This is a genomic window from Psychrobacillus sp. FSL H8-0510 (assembly GCF_038008345.1).
GTDB classification, from domain to species: domain Bacteria; phylum Bacillota; class Bacilli; order Bacillales_A; family Planococcaceae; genus Psychrobacillus; species Psychrobacillus psychrotolerans.
This window is the reverse complement of sequence record NZ_JBBOYZ010000001.1, coordinates 2,308,213-2,332,676: the sequence shown is the minus strand read 5'-3', so window position 1 is coordinate 2,332,676 and position 24,464 is coordinate 2,308,213. Positions and strand designations below refer to the sequence as shown.

21 protein-coding genes, 1 other RNA gene and 1 other annotated feature are annotated in these 24,464 nt (G+C 36.1%); of the genes, 15 read left to right on the top strand and 7 right to left on the bottom strand.

The window, feature by feature from the left end; all coding sequences use genetic code 11:
* Nucleotides 1-23: 23 nt before the first annotated feature.
* Both yajC and MHI40_RS11790 read left to right on the top strand, forming a co-directional pair.
* Nucleotides 24-293 carry a preprotein translocase subunit YajC gene (gene yajC, locus MHI40_RS11795; RefSeq protein WP_093537027.1) on the top strand — a complete coding sequence of 90 codons (270 nt, stop codon included), beginning with the start codon at nucleotides 24-26 and terminating at the stop codon, nucleotides 291-293.
* A 241-nt stretch (nucleotides 294-534) separates the two neighbouring features.
* Nucleotides 535-1,176: a DUF421 domain-containing protein gene (locus MHI40_RS11790; RefSeq protein ID WP_340762796.1), complete on the top strand. Its 642-nt coding sequence runs from the start codon at nucleotides 535-537 to the stop codon at nucleotides 1,174-1,176.
* A 7-nt stretch (nucleotides 1,177-1,183) separates the two neighbouring features.
* Here MHI40_RS11790 and MHI40_RS11785 read toward each other — a convergent pair whose 3' ends face one another.
* The gene (locus MHI40_RS11785; protein WP_340762795.1) at nucleotides 1,184-2,710 is read right to left on the bottom strand and encodes a putative polysaccharide biosynthesis protein; all 1,527 of its coding nucleotides are present in this window, start codon (nucleotides 2,708-2,710) and stop codon (nucleotides 1,184-1,186) included.
* Nucleotides 2,711-2,802: 92 nt separating this feature from the next.
* Between MHI40_RS11785 and MHI40_RS11780 the strand changes: the two genes are divergently transcribed.
* The 7 genes from MHI40_RS11780 to dtd all read left to right on the top strand — a co-directional run bounded on the left by MHI40_RS11780 (nucleotide 2,803) and on the right by dtd (nucleotide 11,654).
* Nucleotides 2,803-3,117, top strand: a complete 315-nt coding sequence (locus MHI40_RS11780) for a post-transcriptional regulator (protein ID WP_093537030.1) — start codon at nucleotides 2,803-2,805, stop codon at nucleotides 3,115-3,117.
* A 77-nt stretch (nucleotides 3,118-3,194) separates the two neighbouring features.
* Nucleotides 3,195-5,471 (top strand): protein translocase subunit SecDF, encoded by a 2,277-nt coding sequence (secDF, locus tag MHI40_RS11775; protein ID WP_340762793.1) that lies wholly within the window; start codon nucleotides 3,195-3,197, stop codon nucleotides 5,469-5,471.
* An 85-nt stretch (nucleotides 5,472-5,556) separates the two neighbouring features.
* Entirely contained in the window at nucleotides 5,557-5,907 is a 351-nt protein-coding gene (locus MHI40_RS11770; RefSeq protein WP_340762792.1) for a LapA family protein, read from the top strand.
* 114 nt (nucleotides 5,908-6,021) lie between these two features.
* Nucleotides 6,022-8,376, top strand: coding sequence for a single-stranded-DNA-specific exonuclease RecJ (gene recJ, locus MHI40_RS11765; protein WP_340762791.1), 2,355 nt, complete (start codon nucleotides 6,022-6,024; stop codon nucleotides 8,374-8,376).
* Nucleotides 8,367-8,879, top strand: coding sequence for an adenine phosphoribosyltransferase (locus tag MHI40_RS11760; RefSeq protein ID WP_093537034.1), 513 nt, complete (start codon nucleotides 8,367-8,369; stop codon nucleotides 8,877-8,879). Before recJ ends, MHI40_RS11760 begins: the two co-directional genes overlap by 10 nt.
* A 129-nt stretch (nucleotides 8,880-9,008) precedes the next feature.
* Entirely contained in the window at nucleotides 9,009-11,201 is a 2,193-nt protein-coding gene (locus tag MHI40_RS11755) for a RelA/SpoT family protein (protein WP_093537035.1), read from the top strand.
* Between the two features lie 15 nt (nucleotides 11,202-11,216).
* Entirely contained in the window at nucleotides 11,217-11,654 is a 438-nt protein-coding gene (gene dtd / locus MHI40_RS11750; protein WP_340762790.1) for a D-aminoacyl-tRNA deacylase, read from the top strand.
* Between the two features lie 310 nt (nucleotides 11,655-11,964).
* On the opposite strand, the gene MHI40_RS11745 is transcribed toward dtd, so the two are convergent.
* Nucleotides 11,965-13,506, bottom strand: a complete 1,542-nt coding sequence (locus MHI40_RS11745; protein ID WP_340762788.1) for an SH3 domain-containing protein — start codon at nucleotides 13,504-13,506, stop codon at nucleotides 11,965-11,967.
* A gap of 113 nt (nucleotides 13,507-13,619) precedes the next feature.
* Nucleotides 13,620-13,857 (top strand) — a binding site (T-box leader).
* A gap of 55 nt (nucleotides 13,858-13,912) precedes the next feature.
* Between MHI40_RS11745 and hisS the strand changes: the two genes are divergently transcribed.
* Complete coding sequence (gene hisS / locus MHI40_RS11740) at nucleotides 13,913-15,202, top strand: histidine--tRNA ligase (RefSeq protein ID WP_340762787.1); 1,290 nt, start codon at nucleotides 13,913-13,915, stop codon at nucleotides 15,200-15,202.
* On the top strand, nucleotides 15,199-16,971 hold the full coding sequence (aspS, locus tag MHI40_RS11735; RefSeq protein ID WP_340764496.1) for an aspartate--tRNA ligase: 1,773 nt from the start codon (nucleotides 15,199-15,201) through the stop codon (nucleotides 16,969-16,971). Before hisS ends, aspS begins: the two co-directional genes overlap by 4 nt.
* Nucleotides 16,972-17,721: 750 nt before the next feature.
* On the opposite strand, the gene MHI40_RS11730 is transcribed toward aspS, so the two are convergent.
* Both MHI40_RS11730 and MHI40_RS11725 read right to left on the bottom strand, forming a co-directional pair.
* Nucleotides 17,722-18,117 carry a hypothetical protein gene (locus MHI40_RS11730; protein ID WP_340762785.1) on the bottom strand — a complete coding sequence of 132 codons (396 nt, stop codon included), beginning with the start codon at nucleotides 18,115-18,117 and terminating at the stop codon, nucleotides 17,722-17,724.
* Between the two features lies 1 nt (nucleotide 18,118).
* Nucleotides 18,119-18,322, bottom strand: coding sequence for a helix-turn-helix transcriptional regulator (locus tag MHI40_RS11725; RefSeq protein WP_093537085.1), 204 nt, complete (start codon nucleotides 18,320-18,322; stop codon nucleotides 18,119-18,121).
* 433 nt (nucleotides 18,323-18,755) lie between these two features.
* Here MHI40_RS11725 and MHI40_RS11720 point away from each other — a divergent pair, with 433 nt between their 5' ends.
* Nucleotides 18,756-19,028: a YqhV family protein gene (locus MHI40_RS11720; RefSeq protein ID WP_340764494.1), complete on the top strand. Its 273-nt coding sequence runs from the start codon at nucleotides 18,756-18,758 to the stop codon at nucleotides 19,026-19,028.
* Nucleotides 19,029-19,075: 47 nt separating this feature from the next.
* Here MHI40_RS11720 and MHI40_RS11715 read toward each other — a convergent pair whose 3' ends face one another.
* Both MHI40_RS11715 and MHI40_RS11710 read right to left on the bottom strand, forming a co-directional pair.
* Complete coding sequence (locus MHI40_RS11715; protein WP_340762784.1) at nucleotides 19,076-20,317, bottom strand: MFS transporter; 1,242 nt, start codon at nucleotides 20,315-20,317, stop codon at nucleotides 19,076-19,078.
* A gap of 75 nt (nucleotides 20,318-20,392) precedes the next feature.
* Complete coding sequence (locus MHI40_RS11710; protein ID WP_340762783.1) at nucleotides 20,393-21,019, bottom strand: LysE family transporter; 627 nt, start codon at nucleotides 21,017-21,019, stop codon at nucleotides 20,393-20,395.
* 192 nt (nucleotides 21,020-21,211) lie between these two features.
* Here MHI40_RS11710 and ssrS point away from each other — a divergent pair.
* From ssrS to MHI40_RS11695, 3 genes are all read left to right on the top strand, one after another.
* Nucleotides 21,212-21,396: non-coding RNA, 6S RNA (gene ssrS, locus MHI40_RS11705), on the top strand.
* A gap of 89 nt (nucleotides 21,397-21,485) precedes the next feature.
* Nucleotides 21,486-22,247 (top strand): tRNA threonylcarbamoyladenosine dehydratase, encoded by a 762-nt coding sequence (locus MHI40_RS11700; protein WP_340762782.1) that lies wholly within the window; start codon nucleotides 21,486-21,488, stop codon nucleotides 22,245-22,247.
* Nucleotides 22,248-22,305: 58 nt separating this feature from the next.
* Nucleotides 22,306-22,500, top strand: coding sequence for a hypothetical protein (locus MHI40_RS11695; RefSeq protein WP_093537044.1), 195 nt, complete (start codon nucleotides 22,306-22,308; stop codon nucleotides 22,498-22,500).
* Between the two features lie 643 nt (nucleotides 22,501-23,143).
* Here MHI40_RS11695 and MHI40_RS11690 read toward each other — a convergent pair.
* Nucleotides 23,144-24,433: a replication-associated recombination protein A gene (locus tag MHI40_RS11690; protein ID WP_340762781.1), complete on the bottom strand. Its 1,290-nt coding sequence runs from the start codon at nucleotides 24,431-24,433 to the stop codon at nucleotides 23,144-23,146.
* Between the last annotated feature and the right edge of the window lie 31 nt (nucleotides 24,434-24,464).

Here is a 24,464-nt window from a genome sequence, read left to right as displayed (position 1 = left end):
GTTAAAAGGGGGGAAATAAATACATGGATACATTAGTAGGTTTGTTGCCAATTATTGCTATGTTCGCAGTAATGTGGTTCTTCATCATTCGTCCAGCACAAAAGCGCCAAAAAACAACTTCACAAATGCAAAACAATCTTAAACGTGGAGACGATATCATCACAGTAGGTGGGTTACACGCAAAAGTTGATGCAGTAGATGATCAAACGATCTTCGTTACAGTTGCAGACGGAACACGTTTACAATTTGAGCGCGTAGCAGTAGGACGAGTAGTTTCAGAGTCGAAAGTATAATAAAAAGTGAACGGGTCTATGTTAGGCACTGGAAGGATTTTGAGTAAAAGAGTACCATGTTTACTCAAAATCCTGAAGCACTAAACAAATGCTTCAAATGCCTGGACAGACCACATAAATTCGCAGTATTCTAGGCTTAGATACTTAATTGCTTATCTTTACTAAAATACATAAAAAAAGAACTTGCTCATTTTATGAGTAAGTTCTTTTTCTTTGGGCAAGGTAATAATGAGGTGATTATGTGCATGACATACTCATAATAATAATTCGGACATTTGTTTTGTACTGGTTTATTTTACTGATTTTTCGTTTAATGGGAAAACGAGAAGTGGGTGAGTTAAGTATTTTTGACTTGGTTGTTTTTCTTTTAATAGCTGAGGTTGCAGGCTTTTCATTGGATGATCCTCAAAGTAGTTTTATCAATGCAATTGTCCCAGTGCTTATGCTATTTTTTATCCAGATGGGCGTTTCCTACTTTTCATTAAAAAGTAAAAAATTTCGTGATGTCATGGAAGGTGAACCTTCCATACTTATACGAGAGGGAATAATTGTTGAAAAAGAAATGAGAAAACAACGCTATAATTTGGATGATCTCCTTCAACAATTACGAGAACAACAAATTGGATCTATTCAGTCTGTCTCCTATGCATTTCTGGAGTCATCAGGGAACTTATCCGTCTTTAAAAAAGAAGGGGAACAATATGTATTTCCTCTCATCATCGATGGCGAAATACAACAGAGACATTTAGAGCATATTGGGAAAAATGAAAAATGGCTAATCCAACAACTAGAACAAAAGCAAATTATGAGTTATAAAAAAATATTTTACTGCAGTTATGAAAACGAAGAGCTCTATATTCAGCTTAAAACTTCATTTAAATAGCGATTTATCAAAATCTATTTTTAGAACTTTTGGCAATCTTGAAAATAACACTTAACTCTTTGCGTTTTATCTGTCTAAACAGTACTAAAGCGATTGTTAAATATAGCATAGTAAATAGGCAATCGATAAGTAAAGGACGACTTCCAATAGAATATATTAACGGTCTGGTAATGATCGTTAACAAAAACACAGCGTAAGGAATGACAAAAAATGAGAAGCCAATTTGTGCTTCTTTTTTTTCTTTTAAAGAAGCGATATGTAAAAAGGAAGTAATTAATACTCCAAATCCAATCGCAACAATCGCGCCTTTTTCTTGAATAGCAACTTGAGAAGCGAGAAAAAATAGTAGTAGTAGTTTCCCTACACCACCATATAGAGAATTGAGAAATGCGGCCTTTGAATTGTCTAATGCCTGCAAAATTGAAAACAAAGGACTTTGAATATAATAAAAGAAAAAAATTGGAGATAGAATTTTCATATAAACAGTAGCATTTTCAACATGAAATAGGGCCTCTACTAGCTCGCCACCATGTAGATAAAATAGTGTAGCTGCATAACAGCCAGTTAAAGTAGAAAACTTTAAGGACAGATGAATTCTTTCTTTTAATAGTTTAAAATTACCCCGAGCAAATGCATCACTAACAGCTGGTATAAGAACAATAGATAGTGCGTACGGGATGAAAGAAGGAAACAATAGCAAAGGGACTAAAACACCTGAAATGACACCGTAAAGAGTAGTGGCGGCTACTGCTGTAACTCCAGTAATAGCTAAAGCTTTGATAAAAATAATTGGCTCTAAAAACCATGTGAAAGATCCGAATAGTCGACTACCAGAAGACGGTAAGGCAATTGCAAAGAGTGGAGACAATGGATAGGTTTTAGAAGATTTCGTAGTATTTTGTTTAGATTTCCATCTGTCATATTTCCATTTCAAATAGAGCAGTGCGATAAGTTCTGCGATTAGAGCTAAGAGCATTGCATAAGCAGAAGCTTCTTGTGGTGAAGCAGCAGTTAAAAAGAAGGGAAGCGCAAAACTGATTAAAATAATTCGAACGATTTGCTCCATCAATTGGGCCACAGCTGTTTCTTCTAATCGAGCAATCCCTTGGAAAAAACCTTTTAATATTCCGCCAGCGGCAGCAATCGGAACTATTGCGATGGATACGAATAATGTCATAGTAATTGCATCATTTTTTAATAAGTTACCCGATATATAAGGAGTGACAAAAATAAATAATGGTGTGAATATTAAGATGGAAATTACTGTGACAATAACAGATGTTCGCATAACGGCGAAATAATCTTTTGTGGCATTTCTTGCGCGGAGCTCTGCAATAATTTTAGCCATAGCAATCGGAATACCAAGTTGTACCAAAGAAAGGAAAAAAATAAAAGCTGGATATGCAGTCATATAAATACCAACTGTTTCTTCACCAGTTAAGCGAACAAACTGCATACGATAAATAAAACCTAAAAACTTGGACAAAAAAATGGAAATCATCAGCAAAATTGAACCTTTTAAAAATGTAGACAATTAAACACTTCCTTCTCAAATACAGGAACTTCGTATACAATAACAATATGCTTATTGCTTAGTACATTATTCTATAAAAGAGGTGCGATATTATGGAAAATAATTATGAAGAAATATTTGCGCACGTACTACCAGCTATAGAAAGTAAAAGAAATGAGTTTTTCGTGTATCAATACGAAACAGTTTCGGAAAAAGATATTTGGAAATATTGTGTGACGAAGAAGTGGAGGAAGAAGGATATATCTTTATTGCCTTTATATCAGATCATCAATGATATTCTAACTATTTCTCCGGCAGAGTTTATGACATTTGAACAAATTGATAATCAACGTACTTCTAATTGGTTTGCTGAGATTAATCAAGATGAATTACGAATGTTATTAAATTCAGATTTTGAAGAAAAGTAAATGGACGGGTATTTGACAGTAAGCGCAACGTGTTTCATAATAAAGTTGTTGCTTTTTTTTGAGGAGGAAATTTACATATGAAAACTAGAGGACGCATAGTTGCGTTTTTATTACTACTTGTTATTTTTGCAGGTACAATCAGTCCAACAGTTACAGGGGTCTTGAACAATATTAAACTCGGTTTAGATCTTCAGGGTGGTTTTGAAGTTCTTTATCAAGTAAACGAATTAAAAGACGGGACAGAAATAACGGAAGATGTTGTAGCGGATACAGCTTCAGCACTTACAAGTCGTATTGATGTATTAGGTGTAAGTGAACCTAGTATTCAAATTGAAGATGGCAACAGAATTCGTGTCCAGCTTGCTGGGGTGGAAGATCAAAACTCAGCCAGAGATTTACTTTCTACACAAGCGAATTTAACGTTCCGAGATTCAGATGATAATATAATGCTAGACGGGATGGACTTGAAAGAAAGCGGAGCAAAGGCAGCTTTTGATCAGCAAGGACAACCTATTGTTACACTAGAATTAAAAGATGCAAACAAATTTGCAGAAATTACTTCAGAAATTGCTGCTAAGCCAGCACCAGATAATGTATTAGTTATTTGGTTAGACTTTGAAGAAGGTGTGGACTCGTACAAAGCGGAAGCATTGAAGCCCGAAGAAGAACAAAAATTCACTTCAGCTCCACGAGTATCCCAACGTATCAGCTCAGATAGCGTAGAAATTTCAGGTGCTTTTACAGTTGATGAAACAAAACATTTATCGGGAATTTTAAATGCTGGTGCTCTTCCGGTTGAATTAGAAGAAATATTCTCTACTTCAGTAGGTGCGCAATTCGGGGAAGAAGCATTAAAAAGTACCATATTAGCTAGTATTATTGGTATTGCGGCAATTTTCATTTTCATGATTGGGTATTATCGTTTACCTGGTGTTGTTGCGGTTATATCTTTAGTAGTATACATTTTCTTAATCCTGGTTATTTTTGACTGGATTAATGGTGTATTAACACTTCCTGGAATCGCGGCAATTGTACTAGGGGTAGGTATGGCGGTAGATGCCAATATCTTAACCTATGAGCGGGTAAGAGAAGAACTGCGTATTGGTAAATCAGTGAAGAAAGCATTTGATGCGGGAGCAAAAGAATCCTTTACCGCCATTTTCGATGCCAATATTACTACATTATTAGCAGCGGCGGTATTATTCTTCTTTGGTACAAGTTCTGTAAAAGGATTTGCTACACTGTTAATAATTAGTATTTTAGTTATTTTCATCACAGCAGTATGGGCTTCCCGTATTCTACTTGGATTATTAGTTCATAGTGGTTACTTCGATAATAAACCAGGTTGGTTTGGTATTCCGAAGAGAAGAATGCATGCTCCAGAAGAAGAAGTGGATACACTTGACTTAACAACAAAATTTGATCGTTTTGATTTTGTTCATAGTCGTAAAATCTTCTATATTGCTTCTATAACATTGACTATTGCTGGTATTATCATTTTGAGTGTGTTCAAGTTAAATCTTGGTATAGATTTTTCTTCTGGTACTCGTGTTCAAATTGAGTCAACTCAGCCTTTAACTCAAGAGCTAGTAGAAGAAAAAATTGAAAGCATTGGTTTACCATCAGATGATATTGTCATCTCCGGGGAAAAAGGGGATAGTGCAGTAGTAAGATACAAAGAAGACTTTACACAAGAAGAAATTAAAACACTAAAAGTAGAGATGAATGAACAGTTTGGTAAGGACCCATCAGTGAGTACGGTTTCACCTACTGTTGGTCAAGAACTTGTCAAAAATGCATTAAAAGCATTAATGTTTGCTGCTCTTGGAATAGTTATTTATGTTGCTTTCCGCTTCGAATGGAGAATGGGACTAGCATCAATCGTTTCGTTGCTCCATGATGCATTCTTAATGGTTGCTGTATTTAGTATCCTTCGATTAGAGGTAGATATTACATTTATCGCAGCGGTATTAACGATTGTTGGTTATTCAATAAATGATACGATTGTTACATTTGACCGTATTCGAGAAAACTTGCATCGTAGTAAAACGATTACTTCAGAAGACGAACTTGCAACGATTGTAAATAAATCACTACGACAAACTCTTGGACGTTCTGTAAATACAGTGCTTACTGTAATTTTAGTTGTAGTAGCTCTATTGATATTCGGGGCGGAAGGAATTCGTAATTTCTCCATCGCTCTATTAATCGGCTTACTAGCTGGAACGTATTCTTCTATCTACATTGCAGCGCAAATTTGGTTTGATTTGAAAGTGAAAGAAATGCGTAAAAATGGCGGCATAGAAGTGAAAAAAGAAGAGAAAAAATGGGGTTCTGATGAGCCTGTCGTTTAATGTTTTAGTATAATATGGAGCAGGGTATAACTTTACTATACTCTGTTCCATTTTTTTATAAATGAGTAAAAAAAGGAGGGTCAATATGAAATTTCAATGGTCATTATTATTCGGTTTAATATTCGCTATTATTATTGCCTTATTTGCTATATACAATGTCGACACTGTTCCAGTCAACTATGTTTTTGGAACAGCACAATGGCCACTTATCCTAGTGATTTTAGGCTCAGCATTATTAGGAGCGTTACTCAGTGGGTCCGTTGCCATTTACCGGTCGTTCATATTATCGCGGAAAGTGAAGCACTTGGAGAAGGATATTGAAAAGAAAGATGCTACCATCGGTGTTTTACAAAATGAGGTAGTAGCTTACAAAGAAAAGCCTGTTGAGTTTTTTGAAGAGCCAGTGACAGTGAAAGATGAAAATTCGACTATATAACTCTAAAACCTTTTGACATCTGTCAGAAGGTTTTTCTTTAGATCCTTGCAAACACCTTTTTCACAACGTATCTACCTCAGATGAGGTATAATAGATTATAAGGAAGTGAATAATATGATCGAATCTCAGAAAATATGGCAAGTTTCAAGGCCTAATATAGAATTAGTAGAAATGTTAGAAAAAGAGCTTTCTATACCGAGTGTTTGTGCAAAAGTATTAGCCTCTAGAGGGTTTGAAAATATAGAAGATGCAAAATCATTTTTACAAGTATCGGAAAACCAATTACACAATCCATTTTTGTTTCCAGGCATGGAAGCGTTAGTAGCACGTGTTCATCAATCAGTGGAATCAGAAGAACGTATAATGGTCTATGGTGATTATGATGCGGACGGTATTACTAGCACAACGATCATGGTTAAAGCGCTAGAGTCACTAGGTGCTGATGTCATCTATAAGATTCCAAATAGATTTATAGATGGCTATGGACCAAGTGAGCGTTTGTTCCAAGAAGCTTATGATGAAGGTGTAAAACTAATCATTACTGTCGATAATGGTATTTCAGGTATACAACCTATTGAGTTTGCAAAAGGAATAGGGATGGATGTTATTGTTACTGACCACCATGAACCTGGTGAGATTTTGCCAATAGCAGATATTATAATACATCCGAGTTTAAAGGAGACAACCTATCCTTTCCCACATTTAGCAGGAGTAGGTGTAGCCTTTAAAGTAGCTCATGCTTTACTAGGGGAAATTCCTAAGGAATTCTATTATCTAGTAGCCATTGGCACAATAGCCGACCTTGTTTCATTGACAGGAGAAAATCGTTATTTAGTTCAACAAGGCTTAAAACAGATGCAACATACAGACTCTGTAGCCATTGAAGCTTTGGCAAATGTAAGTGGAGTAGATCTTCGTTCAATAGATGAAGAAACAGTAGGATTTATGTTTGGGCCACGTATTAATGCAGTAGGACGACTTGGTGAAGCAGCGCCTGGTGTAGATATGTTTTTAACTGAAAATCCTAATCATGCACTAGCGATGGCTAATATGCTCAATGAAAAAAATAAAGAACGTCAAGCAATCGTCAAGCAAATTACAGATGAAGCAATGGAGCAACTTGAACTATTTCCCCCTCTGGATGGGGCAAGTGTCATAGTAGTAGGGAAAATAGGATGGAATCCTGGTGTCTTAGGTATTGTTGCTTCCAAATTAGTGGAGAAGTATTATAGACCTGCTATAGTTCTAGGATTTGATGAAGATAAAAAGATTGCTAAAGGGTCAGCACGCAGTATTGAAGGATTCCATATGTATAAAGAGCTTGCTAAAAACCAAGATATTGTTTCTCATTTTGGTGGACATCCAATGGCAGCTGGTATGACATTACCTTTAGAAAATGTGGAAGAGTTTCGTTTAAGATTAAACGAACAAGCGAAAGTAAGTTTATCGGAAGAACAATTAATACCAACTATATCCATTGATGTTCCATTAGAAATGGATGAAATATCGACAGAATCCATTGAGTCTCTAAAAAAACTAGCTCCATTTGGAATGGGTTTTGCAAAACCAGTCTACTGCATAGAAAATGTAGAAGTTTCAACTGTGCGGAAAATAGGCTCAGCACAAAATCATTTGAAAATGGAATTAAAACAAGGGGCTATCCTTTTAGATGCAATTGGATTTGGAAAAGGGCAATTAGCGGACGAAATAGCTCCAACGACTAAACTTTCTTTTATTGGGGATTTACAGATCAATGAATGGAATGGACGTAAAAAAGCGCAATTGATGATACAGGATATAAAAACAGATGAGTGGCAGCTTTTTGATATTAGAGGTATTCGCCAGGTGACTCGATGGCAACCCCTTATTCCTTTAGAGGATACCGTATATGTTGCTTTTAATGAGGATACGATTAAGCACTTTAGTACAATCATTGATCATAGATTATATCTGATGAGTGAACTACTGGAGCAGCCGGTACAAGCGAAATATGTAGTGCTCTTAGATTTACCGGAAGAGGAAGAATCACTGGTCAAACTAATCCAATCTCATTCGTGGAAAAGAATATATGCACACTTCTTTACGAACGAGTCTTCTTACTTTGAAGGCTTACCGACGAGAGATCAATTTAAATGGTATTTTTCTTTCCTTACAAAAAGAAAAACATTTGCATTGAAACAGCATATTCATGAATTGTCTAAACATACTGGATGGAGTCAAAATACATTTAATTTTATGTCGAGGGTGTTTTTTGAACTTAGTTTTGTTAGAATAGACAATGGGATGATAGTGCTCAATGAAAGTCCAGTGAAAAAGGATTTATCAGAGGCGCCTTCATACAAACAGCGTGAGAAACAGATGGATCTAGAACAAAAATTATTATATGCGCCATATGTGGAGCTGAAACAATGGTTTGAAGAGCGAATAGCAGTACAAACCGTTCCTGAGGAGGAGCAAGTATGGATTTGAAGCAGTATGTAACAACAGTTGAAGATTGGCCGAAGCCAGGTATTAGTTTTAAAGATATTACTTCAATTATGGATAATGGAGAGGCATATAAATACGCAACGGATCAAATTGTTGAATATGCAAAAAAAGTGAATGCTGAAGTTATCGTAGGACCTGAAGCACGTGGATTTATCACTGGCTGTCCAGTTGCTTATGCACTTGGCGTTGGGTTTGCACCTGTTCGTAAAGAGGGGAAGCTTCCTCGTGAAGTAATCCGTGCAGAATATGGCTTAGAGTATGGAAAAGATGTTCTAACTATGCATAAGGACGCTGTAAAACCAGGACAACGTGTGTTAATCGTTGATGATTTATTAGCGACAGGCGGTACAATAGATGCTACAATTCGATTAGTAGAAGAATTAGGCGGTTTAGTTGTAGGTTGTGCATTTTTAATAGAACTTACATACTTAGAAGGTCGCAACAAATTAGAGAATTATGATATTTGCACATTGATGCAATATTGATCATTTTGTGAATATATGTTTGCATCAGGCAAGCTTATTTAGGGTGGACTTTACAAGTCCCTCTTTTTTTTTATACAATATAGCTTATAAACTATTTTAGAAATATAAAACGAAATCAGGTGAATTGGCATGGCAAAAGATCAAGTGAAGACAGCAGAAGATGTGTTTGAAACACTCTTTACTTATATGAATGAAGAGCATGTGAACTTTGTAAAGAAAGCTTACGAATTAGCAGAGCATGCCCATAGAGAACAATTCCGAAATTCGGGTGAACCATATATTCTGCATCCTATTCAAGTAGCTGGTATTCTTGCTGATCTTCAAATGGATCCAGAAACCGTTGCTGCTGGTTTTTTACATGATGTCGTAGAAGATACAGAATATACACGTGATGATATTGTGGAGCAATTTAACGAAGAAGTCGCTTTGTTAGTAGAGGGCGTTACTAAATTAGGTAAGATTAAGTACATGTCCAAAGAAGAACAACAAGCTGAAAATCATCGAAAAATGTTCATAGCGATGGCACAGGACATTCGTATTATTCTTATTAAGCTTGCGGATCGTTTACATAATATGCGTACTTTGAAACATCTCCCAGAAGAAAAACAACGTAGAATCTCCAACGAAACTTTAGAAATTTTTGCACCTTTAGCGCACAGATTGGGAATTTCCGCTGTGAAATGGGAGCTAGAAGATACTTCTTTACGGTATTTAAATCCTCAACAATATTATCGTATTGTTAATTTTATGAAGAAAAAACGTACGGAGCGGGAATCCTATTTAAGTAATGTCATGGAAGATATTAGTAAACAGTTAGCTGAAATGGAAGTGGAAGCTGATATTTCTGGTCGTCCAAAGCATATTTATAGTATTTATCGGAAAATGGTCGTTCAAAACAAACAATTCAATGAAATATATGATTTACTTGCTATGCGTATTATCGTAGATAGTATTAAAGATTGTTATGCTGTTCTAGGAGTAATTCATACGCTGTGGAAACCAATGCCTGGTCGTTTTAAAGACTATATTGCTATGCCTAAACAAAATTTATATCAATCATTACATACGACTGTCATTGGCCCGAACGGAGAGCCTTTAGAAGTTCAAATCCGCACAGAAGAAATGCATAATATTGCAGAATTCGGTGTGGCTGCTCACTGGGCTTATAAAGAAGGTAAAAAAGTAGAAGCTGATAAAAAGACAATTGATTCACAATTAACATGGTTTAGAGAAATTTTAGAATATCAACATGAATCTTCGAACGCAGAAGAATTTATGGAATCTTTAAAGTTTGACCTATTCTCTGATATGGTCTATGTTTTCACACCAAAAGGTGACGTAGTAGAGCTTCCGGCTAGTTCGGTTCCAATAGATTTTGCTTATCGAGTGCATTCAGAAGTTGGAAACAAAACTATTGGTGCAAAAGTGAATGGTAAAATGGTGCCACTAGACACGAAACTAAAAACAGGCGATATCATCGAAGTTCTAACTTCCAAACAGTCTTTTGGTCCAAGTAGAGACTGGATTAAAATTGCTCAATCATCGCAAGCGAAAAATAAGATCAAGCAGTTCTTTAAGAAACAATTGCGTGATGAGAATGTTATTAAAGGAAAAGAACAAGTAGAGAAAGAGATTAAATCACAAGAATTTGATCTAAAAGAAGTACTAACAGCTGAAAACATAAAGCGTGTATGTGATAAATACGCATTTGCTGGCGAAGAAGATTTATATGCAGCTGTTGGCTTTAATGGTATTACTGCACAGCAAGTGGTGAATCGTCTAGCAGAAAAAATGCGGAAAATTCGTGATCAAGAAGAAGCTTTAGAGAAAATAACAACTGAAATGCAAACACCAACGGTTAACAAAACAACAGAATCAGGTGTGATTGTTAAGGGAATTGAGAATATGCTCATTCGCTTATCCAGATGCTGTAGCCCAGTTCCAGGTGATGATATCGTCGGATTTATCACGAAAGGTCGTGGGGTTTCGGTCCATCGTGCGGATTGTCCAAATGTACACAACGATGACACAGTTTCCCGTATCATTGAAGTAGAATGGGTAAAATCTGACTCTCCAATGAAAAAAGAGTATCAAGTGGACATAGAAGTGTCGGCATACGACCGCTCAGGCTTGTTGAATGAGGTATTACAAGTGGTAAATGAATCTAAAACGAATATTGCAGCAGTGAACGGTAAATCAGAAAATGATATTGCAATTATTCATTTAACCATCCTAATTTCCAATACGGCCCACTTAAATAGGGTAGCCGATCGTATAAAACAATTGCCTGATATATATTCGGTGCAAAGAATTATCAATTAAAGGGAGTTTATTTTCATGAAGGTATTGTTGCAGCGTTGCAAAAATGCAAGTGTGACTGTAGATGGACAAGTTACTGGAAAGATAGAAAACGGTTATTTATTGTTAGTTGGTATTACTACAACAGACACTGAAAAAGAAATAAATTATTTAGTGGAGAAAGTGGTAGGTCTCCGTTTATTTGAGGATGCCGAAGGTAAAATGAATCACTCTATAGAAGAAGTACAAGGAAGTATTTTGTCAGTTTCCCAGTTCACTTTATATGCGGACACAAGAAAAGGCAGAAGACCAAGCTTTACCGATGCAGCTCGACCTGAAATTGCAAAACCATTATGGGAACTTTTCAATAACAAACTAATAGCAAAAGGGCTAAAAGTAGAAACGGGCGTATTTGGCGCAATGATGGACGTCACGTTTACGAATGATGGTCCAGTAACGATTATGTTAGAAGCTTAAAAACAAAAAAGTTGTATAAATTACTCTAACTAGGAGTAATTTGTACAACTTTTTTTAAGAATTAGAAAGTATATAATGAATAACATTGTGATTACTGTTAAAGGTTGACGCTTTCCTGGGGTGAGCGATGAGCTATCGCCGTCACTAACTCGTCGTTGTGATAGCTCAACTGATTACAGTACAAAAGTACTATTGGTTGTGGCAAACGAACGTCACAACCAATAGCACTTTAAAATCACTCGGTAATCATATAGCAAAACGTCTGTCCAAAGCTCATCTAAAACGATAGAAACAGTTTATGACCTAAGAGTTAATCCAACTGAGCATTAAAGTAGTTAATGATGCCATTATAAATGCCGTGTGTCGCTTGTTCTCTATAGTTTTGTGTAGTGACATTCCGTTCTTCAGAAGCGTTACTCAAATAACCTAATTCTATTAATATAGCTTTTTGCTTGTTTTCACGTAATACTAAATAGTCACCCGGCTGGGTCCCTCTATCCTTTAAGGAAATCATATTACCAAGTCCATTATGGACATACGTAGCCAATTCTTTCTGATAACTATGCATATAATAAGTCGTGAAGCCCCTAATGGAACTATTATCGATAGCATCATAGTGTAAGCTAATAAATGCATCTGCATCTACTTGATGACCAATTGATACTCGTTTTCGAAGATCTACATATTCGTCTGATTCTCTTGTTAAAATTACATTAGCGCCAGCTGCTTGTAATTTGGATGATAATAACTCTGAAGTCATCAACGTAATATCTTTTTCATCCGTTCCAAGTGCCCCGGTTGTCCCGCGATCATTCCCGCCATGGCCAGCATCGACTACAATAGTCAGACCTTTTAATGTACCTTTTTTACGATCAGCTTTCTTTTTATCCGTTTTGACTTTGTTTTCGGAATCCTGCTTCACATTAGATGTGGTGGATGACGCTGAAACTACCCAGCTTGCAACATACGCAGTTTGATCACCTACCATAACTTTATACCAATCATTGGTTTTTTCAGCTACTGGAAATGTCGTACCAGCATCGGCCCTGGTGACTACCTCACTACTAGTAGTACTATCAGAACGAAGGTTTGTCCCGTTATAGAGAATAGTAATAGTGCCATTTTCTTTCTCGGTTCCAGTTGTTGCTGAACTAGAGAAAGTCCCATAAAAACTATACAACCAACCTTTATCGCCATTTTTCAGTTCTACTTGCACCCAGTTATGATCAGAATTAATAACTGTAAATTGGTCTCCTTTATTAACCTGGCCAATTGTTTTTGATGTTAAATCTGCTTTTGAACGAACGTTTAAGGTATTGACTGAAACCTCAAATATGTTTTTGCCAGAAGGCAAGGGCGTATCTTCTTTTATCGTTTGCTCCGTAACAGTAATATAGGATTGATTGACCCAGCCTTTTTGACCCTGATAGTCTATTTCTACCCAATCCTCTTGAGATTGATATGCATTTGAAGTATCACCTTCTTTTAATTGACCAATAACTGCAGAAGAAGTAGTAGGTTCGGTACGGACATTCAATTGATTTACTTTAGACACAATCTGCTTATTACTTAATTTAAGCGATTCTTTCGTTGTGTACCAACTAGCAACCCATCCAGTAGTGCCTCCAAAATTAATTTGAAGCCAATCATTTTCTTTCCCTATTATGTCTAACTTGTCGTTTTTTGTAACAGTACCAATAGTGTCATATGTAAGACCTGGACCTGTTCGTACTTTTAAAGATGCGACATTAACAGTCACTTCATTCTCCTGTGCATCAGCTTGTACGTATGGTAGAAGTAGTAATGTAGATAAAAAAATAACAGTTATTCTATGTATTATTTTAGTGTTCATTGGATCACCTCTATACCCATTGTAAATAGTCTTAGCTAAAAATTCTACCTTTTCTTCAAAAGGGTTGACTTATTTGTCGTACGTCATTAAGATAAAGTATAATCAAAAACTAAAACAAACCGATGACCGAAAAAGTAGCTGTCTAAAACGGATGACAAGAGAAGGAAAGACGTGGCTGAAATCTTTCCTACATACGCATTCAGTGAACAACATTCGAGAGGATTTTTGTCGAAAGAGATTTTTCTTTAGTAGGCAGAAACGGAACTGGTCGTTATCCAGAATTGAGAGGGTCAATATTTTTGACCAACTAGGGTGGAACCGCGGAAGCTTATATAAGCTCTCGTCCCTTGCTATTTTTAGCAGGGGATGAGGGCTTTTTTATATGTTATTGAAAGGGGCAGTTACCATGGATATTAAAGTACCAAGAGGAACACAAGACATCTTGCCATCAGAAACAGGCAAGTGGCAAGCAGTTGAAGAACTAATTAGAGAACAATGTAGAATGTATCAGTATAAAGAGATTAGAACCCCTGTTTTTGAACATACTGAATTATTTACTAGAAGTGTTGGAGATACAACGGATATCGTTCAAAAAGAAATGTATACATTCCAAGACAGAGGGAATCGATCACTTACATTGCGACCAGAAGGTACAGCGTCTGCGGTAAGAGCATTTGTAGAACATAAAATGTTTGGTTACGCAGATCAGCCAGTGAAACTTTACTATATGGGACCAATGTTCCGTTATGAACGACAACAGGCAGGAAGATATCGCCAATTTGTACAGTTTGGAATAGAAGCAATAGGAAGTGCAGATCCTGCAATTGATGCGGAAGTTATTTCATTGGCAATGTCTGTCTATCAAAAGGCAGGTTTAAAAAAGCTTAAGTTAGTGATTAATTCACTTGGAGATACAGATAGCAGAGTGTCACATAAAACTGCACTAGTTAGTCACTTCGAGCCACATATAGCAGAGTTTTGTTCAGATTGTCAAAATAGATTACAAAAAAATCCACTTCGAATATTGGATTGTAAAGTAGATCGAAATCATCCGTTAATGGAAACAGCCCCTTCTTTGGCAGATTTTCTAAATGAAGAATCTGCTGCATACTTCGATAAAGTGAAGGAATACTTATCAATCTTAAATATCCCATTTGAAATAGATCCTAACTTGGTACGTGGTTTGGATTATTATAACCACACGGCATTTGAAATTATGAGCGCGGCCGAAGGATTTGGGGCAATCACTACACTAGCAGGTGGCGGAAGATACAACGGACTTGTAGAAGAGTTAGGTGGACCAAATGCTCCTGGCATCGGATTTGCTATGAGTATTGAGAGACTGTTGTTAGCTATTGAGGCAGAAAACAATGAGTGGTCTGAACAATCGACTCTAGACGTATATGTGATTGGATTAGGGGAAGCTGCTAAGAAAAAAGCAGTCGAATTGACTTATCAGCTAAGACAGCAAAAAATCACAGCTGAGATGGATTATTTAGATCGTAAAATGAAAACACAAATGAAGTCTGCTGATCGCTTAGGAGCAAAATATGTAATTGTAATTGGTGATGATGAATTAGAAAAAGAAAGTGTTATGTTAAAGGATCTGGCAACTGGCACTCAAAACTTAGTTCCTTTGAGTGCATTAATAGATCAAATCAAAACTAGTTCAATACAGTTGGAGGCAGAGGAATAATGAAAAGAACACATACAAGTGGGCAATTAAACGAACAACAAATTGGTGAAACAGTCCAACTAATCGGGTGGGTACAAAAACGAAGAGATTTAGGTGGATTAATATTTGTGGATCTACGTGATCGTACAGGGCTAGTACAAGTGGTCTTCAATCCTGAGATTTCCGAATCAGCTATTCAAATTGCAGATAAATTGCGTAATGAATTTATCGTTGAAATTACAGGTGCAGTAGTTGCTAGAGCAGCCAATCAAGTAAACAAAAATATTTCTTCCGGGGCAATTGAAGTACATGCAACGGAAGCTCGCATCATTAATGAATCAAAAAACCCTCCTTTTGCGATAGAGAACCAAACGGACGTCGGTGAAGATATCCGTTTAAAATATCGCTACTTAGACTTAAGAAGACCAGTAATGTACGATACATTCAAAATGCGCTCAGATATTACTAAAACAGTAAGACGCTTCTTAGACGAAGAAGGATTTTTAGAAGTAGAAACACCAATTTTAACTAAATCTACCCCTGAAGGAGCACGTGACTATTTAGTGCCAAGTCGTGTCCATGATGGAGAATTTTACGCACTTCCTCAATCACCACAGCTATTTAAACAGCTATTAATGGTTGGTGGATTTGAAAAATACTATCAAATTGCTCGCTGTTTCCGTGATGAGGATTTACGTGCGGATCGTCAACCAGAATTCACACAAATTGATATGGAGATGAGTTTCCTATCAATGGATGAAATATTGGAAATGAACGAACGTATGATGAAAAAAATTATGAAGGACGTTAAAAAGGTTGATGTTACTATCCCGTTCAATCGGATGAATTATGATGAGGCGATGAATCGCTTTGGATCAGACAAACCCGATGTTCGTTTTGGGCTAGAACTAGTAGATCTTTCGGAAATAGTGAAAGATAGTTCGTTCAAAGTGTTCTCATCCGCCGTGGAAACAGGAGGACAAGTAAAAGCGATAAATGTTAAAGGTGCTGCAGCAAATTATTCTCGTAAAGATATAGATGCTCTAGGAGAATTTGTTGGTGTTTACGGTGCCAAAGGTCTTGCTTGGTTGAAAGTGGACGAAGAAGGATTGAAAGGTCCTATTGCTAAGTTTTTCGAAGGAGAAGCAGCAACGAGCCTTATCCAAGCATTAGAGGCAACAACTGGAGATTTATTAGTATTTGTCGCAGACCAAACATCTGTGGTGGCAGATGCATTAGGGGCTTTACGTTTAAAACTCGGAAAAGAACTTGATTTAATCGATGAGTCACGCTATGAATTCTTATGGGTTGTGAACTGGCCATTATTTGAATATGACGAAAAAGAAGGTCGTTACTATGCAGCACATCATCCTTTCACAAGACCTTTTGATGAAGACCTTGCATTAATGGATACAGATCCAAGTAAGGTACGTGCGCAAGCTTATGACTTAGTGTTAAATGGTTATGAATTGGGCGGAGGATCTCTACGTATTTATTCGAGAGAAGTTCAAGAAAAAATGTTCGAAATACTTGGATTTTCAGAAGAAGAAGCTAGAGCTCAATTTGGCTTCCTAATGGATGCTTTCGAATATGGAACACCTCCACACGGCGGAGTTGCATTTGGATTAGATAGATTGGTAATGCTTCTTTCTGGTAGTACAAATCTACGTGATACAATTGCATTCCCGAAAACAGCAAGTGCAAGTGATTTATTAACTTCAGCACCTAGCGCAGTAGCAACGGCTCAGTTAGATGAGTTAAGCTTGAGCTTAAAATTAAAAAATAAGTAAATTTTAAAAGGATTTCTCGTGACACTAGTCATGAGGAATCCTTTTTTATTTTGGCTATGTTAAAATTTAGGATTGTTTAAAGATGCTCATAAAAAAATGAACTGGAAAATCTATCTCCAAGTTCATTTTTCCTTGCCTTTTTTAACTAAGCACCCTTTTAAAATTACTTCAATTGTTGAAACCCCATTAGTCTACTAGAATATTTCCAACATATTGAGCCGTCCCAATACTTGAAATGAGATTTACTTCGATTTAATATTCACCTTTTTCATTGGGAAAATTAAATTCTTTAAGTCTATTTACAGCTAATTGTATTTTAGTAATTTACTTAACGTTAAAGTTGATTTTAAATACATTCAAAAAAATTCTTTTATTTTGTATGGTTATTTCGATTGTCTCTTTTAAAAAACCTGTCTGTCATCAGCAATAATATACACCCTACCAAAATCATGCTGGCAAAAAATATTTGTTGGATGTCCTCGCCCCATCTAGTCAAAATTGTATAGACTTGAAAGATACTCAAGAGTAAGAGTCCCACTTTTAATGGCAAAGTTTTTATTTTCATGTTTAACACCCATTTCTTGTTATTACTAAAATGCTCGTTACTTCTATAAGAAAAAAAGGCGTACTCCTTTGTGAAGTAAGGCACCCGTTAATATAGTTACTAGATCAGTTCTACTCACAACCAACACAAATCAAATTTTCTTTACTATAGCAAACTCAAACTGCATAGTATAGGTCTTGTCTCATTTATTGTCTTCTAACAACTAGTGTTCCAATGACTAATAAAAAAAATAGGATTAATAAATATATACTTAAAGCACCCAATTCAATTGTTTCTGTTCCAAGAGCAATTAGTAAACAAACAATTAACATGCTTCCAAATAGAACTATATACAATGATATTGCATAGAAATTTTTAATATTTATCCATGTTCTTTCATCAATATCAGGTATGTTATGTTTCTTTCGGCTTTCACGAAATTTGATCGTTCCAAGAACAATACCTACACCTACAACCGAACCAATAATCCCTGCACTCATCGTTCCAACAGGTAAATCTGGGACCATCAAACTACCCAAGTAAAAACCGATACTCATTGAAAAAATCAGTGTACAGACTATGATGATTTGCAATTTTTTCATGTTATTCCTCCTCTAAAGTAAATATTTCATCTAAGGTTATATCAAAATATTTTATCAACTTGAGTGCCAGCTCCAAGCTTGGATTATACTTATGATTCTCTACCGCGTTTATCGTTTGTCTAGTAATTTGTAAATCTTCTGCCATTTGAATTTGGCTAATCCCTTTTGCTAGACGTATCTCTTTAATTCTGTTTTTTACTTTCAAATCCAACTAACTTCCTCTCTGGAATGATGTAAAGATATCTTTACCTTTAGTATAAAATAAAAAAACATATATGTAAAGATATCTTTACATCGATGTTTCCAACTTTTCATTATGTAACTAAATTGCCTCGTTCGTCTAAGTAATGACTTGCACCTTTATAGAGGGGAGAAGTTCTACATACTTATTAGCGAGTAATTACTTTTCCTTTAACAGAGCATTTAAAACCTGCATCTAAAATTTGTGGGCTAGTGATGCACAGCCAAACACCATTAGGTATCGAGAAAAGAGAGGGTGATCATAGATCTGGAAAAGTTTAAAATTAATGCGTTCTTGGGATTTTCTTGTGAATATATTTTAGTTGATATATATAATATTTAAGCAGTATACATATAATCTCAATAGTACATATTCTTTTAGTAAAGAGGAGTAGAAGATACTGATTATTGAGAAGGCATTATTATTTATTATTATACTTAGGTTACTTTCTGGGAGTATTGAGTTATCTGCAGCAATGCTTATGATTAAATTTAATGATTTAGAAAAAGCGTTTTATATTAACTCCTTACTAGCTTTAGTAGGACCGATCGTTTTAATCGTAACAACTGGAATTGGTTTAACAGGCTTATCTGAAAAAATTTCCTTAACTAGAATGGTCTGCTTATTTGCGGGGATATTACTTATTCTATATAGTTTAAAATCAAATTGAATTTAAAAAATGGACTGGTTAGCTTAATGCTTCCCAGTCCATTATATTTATGCCTTATGATTTTTTCCTTCAATTTCATCTACTTTTATCATTTTCAGCGCTATGAAAAAAAGAACAATTCCTATTGCGCCAGCAATAATATAACTAATATTGAGATAATTTTTCATAACTAGTGACATGATTGGTGGACCAGCTGCAACTCCGATGAATCTTGCTGAGCTATAGAAGGAAGAGATGGTACCACGCTCTTCTTTTTTTATATTTTCCGTTATGAGTGCATCTAACACTGGTAGCAAAGCGCCAATCGCAATACCCATTATACTCGTAATGATCAATAATAGAATTAGTTTGTCTTTAGTAAATCCTATAAATGCTACACTTATTGACATAACCACTAAACAAATCATTGTCATTTTTTTCATAGTAGAAACATTACCCTTAATGTTCCTGCCAGTTATATATGATGCAATACAAAGCATCAGAAGTGGAATAGCTATTACAAAACCTTTTTTTATTCCTTTTATATCATGTGTTTTTTCAAGCATTTCGGATAAGAAAAACAAAACGGCGAATAATAGAAGCATAACAAAAGCACCATTTATAAATACAGTAAAAAGCCATTTACTTTCCTTCTTGAATGTCTTTTTAGTATTACTTAGAAAGTCTTTAAACTTTACTGGCTCATCTTTTTCCTTTGGTACTTTTACAAAGAAAAATATCATGACAATAGAAATTAAACTAAAGACCGAAATGGAGAAGAAAGGTAAAAACCATAATACTGCTGCTAAAACAGATCCAAGAATTGGGCTTAAAACTTTGCCGAAAGTATTAGAGGTTTCAATAAGGCCGAGACAGGAACTGGTTTTTTCATCATCATCTTTATATAAATCTCCGACGAGTGGCAATACGATTGGCATTGCACCTGCCGCACCTATACCTTGAAGAATTCTTCCAATAATAATCCAAAAAAACGGGTCATCTATTTTCCAAGAAGCAAAACCAGCGATAAGCCCCCCGATTAAAGCTAGTATAAGGCTAGGTAAGATGACAATTTTTCTTCCAAAACGATCGGAAAGATAACCTGCTACAGGTATAAGAAAAATAGCTGCAATGGAATAACTAGTAATAATCATGCTTGACTGAAAAGAACTGATACCTACTTTCTTTTCTAAAACAGGCAAAATCGGTATGAGCATAGAATTACCCAGAGTCATGACGAGTGGAATAGAGGCCATACTGATAACACACCATATACTTACATTGTCAGTTTGATTGTTATTCTTTATCATTTGCACACCACACCTCAACTAATAATCTTTAAGGTATGATTTCCTTTGCGTGTTACAATATACGTCAAAAGTTTTTTAAAATAGTGCATGAAATGCTTGGATTCCAAAATAGATACCGAAGCCTATCATACACAAAGAAGAAATGAATGAAACAGCTTTTAATACTGAAGTGGAAAGTAGGTTTCGTGAACTACTTGAAAAGAAGGCCATCAAGAAATCGACTAGCGCGATACCAAGCAAGATAGCAATACTAATAATAATCGTTTCGATTCCAGAAATTTCACCACCGCCACTAACTAAAATAGATCCATAAATACCTAACCAAAATAAAATAGTCAACGGATTTAAAAAAGCCATTAGTATACCTGCCAGAAGTGAGTGGCGTAAACGAACAATTTTACGGAATTTAGGATCCATAGAAATATTATTTATAGTCAGTAAATTTTCGATGCCCGTGTACATAAGTACAAAGAAACCAAAACTCCATAAAAATATTCGCATATACGGGGAATCAATAAATTGGCCTATACCAAAATAAACCATGAACATATAAATTATGTCGGTTATGATGGCACCAATTCCAAAAAACCATGCATGAAAAAAGCCGTTTTTGATACCAGTATTTAAGAGTGTAGCTTTAACAGGTCCTATTGGTGCTGCCAGGGATATCCCTAATAAGAAATATGTACTTAAGGAATTCATTCATGTTCCTCCATTTTTGTTATATGAAGCATCATATTCGAGATGGACTAACCTTACGACTGAAGGTGCAAAATTTAATTTGAGGAGAAGTATAGACTAATAATTCTATTTACCTATTATTCAGAATAGTCCGAAAAGAGGGTGATAAAATGATTGAAGTTTTATAATTCATATGCTATTATCTAAATAACACGAATCCTGATGTGTTCGCAATTTGCCAATCAGTTTTGACCGAACAATTTTATCGTTGGGAGTCTAACTTTTATTATGAATGACATGCCCTTAATCGGGACGCCAAGATTAATAAAGAGGACACCCACCTGCATCTTGCGGGTTCAAAACGATACGCTCTATTTGTCGGCACAATTGGGATTCGTATCATTTTTTCAATATCCTCTGGCGCATCTGCTGGAGGTTTTTTCTTGGGATTTAATCCTACTAATCTGATTTATATGGAGTGTTTTTTATGTTACATCAATTTTCTAGAAATGAACTTGCGGTAGGGAAGCAAGGTGTGGAATTACTGAAAGAAACAACAGTAGCCATCTTAGGTGTAGGGGGAGTTGGATCCTTCGCGGCAGAAGCATGCGCCAGAAGTGGTGTTGGTCGTATTATTTTAGTAGATAAAGATAATGTAGACATTACTAATATTAACCGGCAATTAGTAGCTTACATATCGACAATAGGTCGATCAAAATCTGAAGTGATGAAAGAGCGTATTGCTGACATTAATCCAGAATGTGAAGTAATCGATATGCATATGTTTTATACGGAAGAAACGTTTGAACAATTTTTTGCGATGAATATAGATTATGTTATTGATGCGTCAGATACAATTATATATAAAATTCATTTAATGAAAGAATGTTTAAAGCGTAATATCAAAATTATTTCAAGTATGGGTGCTGCTAACAAAACAGATCCTACTCGTTTTAAAATTGTCGATATTTCTAAAACTCATACAGACCCTCTTGCAAAAGTGATACGTACCAAGTTACGCAAAGAAGACCGCATTACAAAAGGTATACCAGTTGTGTTTTCGGATGAGAGTCCTATTGTTGTGAGAGAAGACGTAGTAGAAACGGTTGGTAAGCCAGAAGCTACTATTAGAAAAGCAAAAATGCCACCGTCTTCCAATGCATTTGTTCCTTCTACAGTAGGTTTAATATGTGCAAGCTGGGTTATAAATGACATTACAAAAGATATTCATATTACACGCGTACAGTAATTGCTTGAAGTTTTTTCCTGATGACTTATACTTAATGTATATAAAGGAGGGAAATACGATGACTGAAACAAATAACCAAGAAACACCTAAAAAGAAAATGACCCTTCAAGAAGCTGTAAAGCAAAAACTTGAAGACAAAAAGAATCAAGCTGCAGGTGGTAAAACTTCCCTTAACGGTTCTACAGGAAATCAGAAAATGAAAAGCCAACAAACTAAAAAGGTAAGTAATACAAGACGCAAAATGGGTGTTTAATCCATAAAAAATCCAGTCCCTTCTTAAGGGGACTGGATTTTTTAGAGATTAAGAAAGAATATAAAATTGGACTTAAAAGATTGGGAATGCTGTGATTTCCGTTACAGGTGGGCGCGTTTCGCGGGGTGAGCGATGAGCTATCACCGTCGCCAGCGCGTCGCTGTGATAGCTCATCTGTCTCACTCATCCCGCAGAAGTCGCCACCTTTCACTTCAATCAATTATGCAGGTAGTACTCAACAACAAGATAGAGCATAGCTTATCGTTTGGATAAAAAGAGTAGTCAAAAGTTAATCTAGGGATTAAACAGTCTGCGTAGTATTGGGCTATTATTCCGTAACGTAGAATGTAGAAAATGGATTTCCTTTGATATGAGTCCCTTTCAGCCTTACTTATTTTAAGATGAAACATATATATTTAGGCGGTTTTATATCCAATTATCCGATCAGATTGAGTGGATCTAATTGATTGGAGCGCAGTGTGGCGACTCCAGTGGGAACAGCGCGAGCTGAAGACCCTGGACTGAGCGTAGCGAGGGAAGCGGCTGAAGCCGTGCCCACGGAAAGCGTCCGCTCTTCGCTCCAATCAATGGCCTATCTACGCTTTTATTTTTTAAGGACTGGGCGCCTTTATGCCCGATTATCTCATTTTTTTTCTGTTTTAAAATTCTCTAATCGCTTGTAAATAGCAGCCAATCGTTTTTCTTCACCAGCCTCGATCGGTTTATAGAAAGAACTTCCTACTAAATTGTCTGGCAAATAGGTTTGATTGACCCAACCCCCAAACGTCCCGATTTTATAATTATGCGGATAAATATATCCACCATGTCCTAAATCTGCAGCGCCTGCATAATGTGTATCTTTCAAATGACTTGGAATATCACCTGTTTTCCCCTGATGAATGCTTGCTATTGCAGCATCTAAAGCAGAATATGCAGAATTGGATTTCTCCGACAGACACATGAGTACTATTGCGTTAGCTAAAGGTATTCTTGCTTCTGGTAACCCTAAACGTTCAGCGGATTGAATAGCGGCTAATACTTGTGGTCCTACTGATGGATTAGCTAGGCCGATGTCTTCATAACTCATCACGAGTAAACGTCTGGATACAGCTACTAAATCACCATTTTCCAATAGATGGGCTAAGTAGTATAGTGCCGCATCAGTATCACTACCACGGACAGATTTCTGTAAAGCTGATAGTAGGTTGTAAAAATGAGAACCTTTTTTGTCCCCAAAAACTCCTACACGATCAACAAGACTCTTCAATGTGGAATCCTCCACAATGGTTACACCATTTTCTTCAAAACTTGCAAAAATAGTAGATTCTAAAAGAGTTAAAGCTTTTCTGGCATCTCCGTTTGCTGAATCGGCTATTAGTTTTCTTTGTTGTTCTGTTATTTGAATGTTCTGTTGACCAAGTCCTTTTATGTTATCTTCCAAAGCTCTCATTAAAAGTAAATCTATATCATCGGTTGTTAGTCTTTTGAGTTGTTTGATCTCTCCACAACGTGACCTGATCGCTGGGTTTACATCATGATAGGGATTTTCTGTTGTTGCACCGATTAAAATAATCGATCCGTTTTCCACGTGGGGAAGCAATGTATCCTGTTGTAACTTGTTAAAACGATGAATTTCGTCTAAGAACAAAATAACTTTACCGCTTATACGTGCATCAGCCACTACATCTTCCACGTCTTTTTTTCCAGCTTTAGTGGCATTCAACGCAACAAAGGGCAATTTTGTCGTACCTGCAATAGCAAATGCAAGAGATGTTTTGCCAACTCCAGGATCGCCGTATAAAAGCATAGAGGGAACATGTCCGTTTTTTATCATTTTATATAAAGCTGTGTTTTCTCCAATAACATGTTGTTGTCCAGCTAGTTCATCAATAGTTTGAGGTCTCATCCGATATGCTAAAGGTTCATTTTGCAAAATGATCTCTCCTTTTTCGTACGTTTGTTCT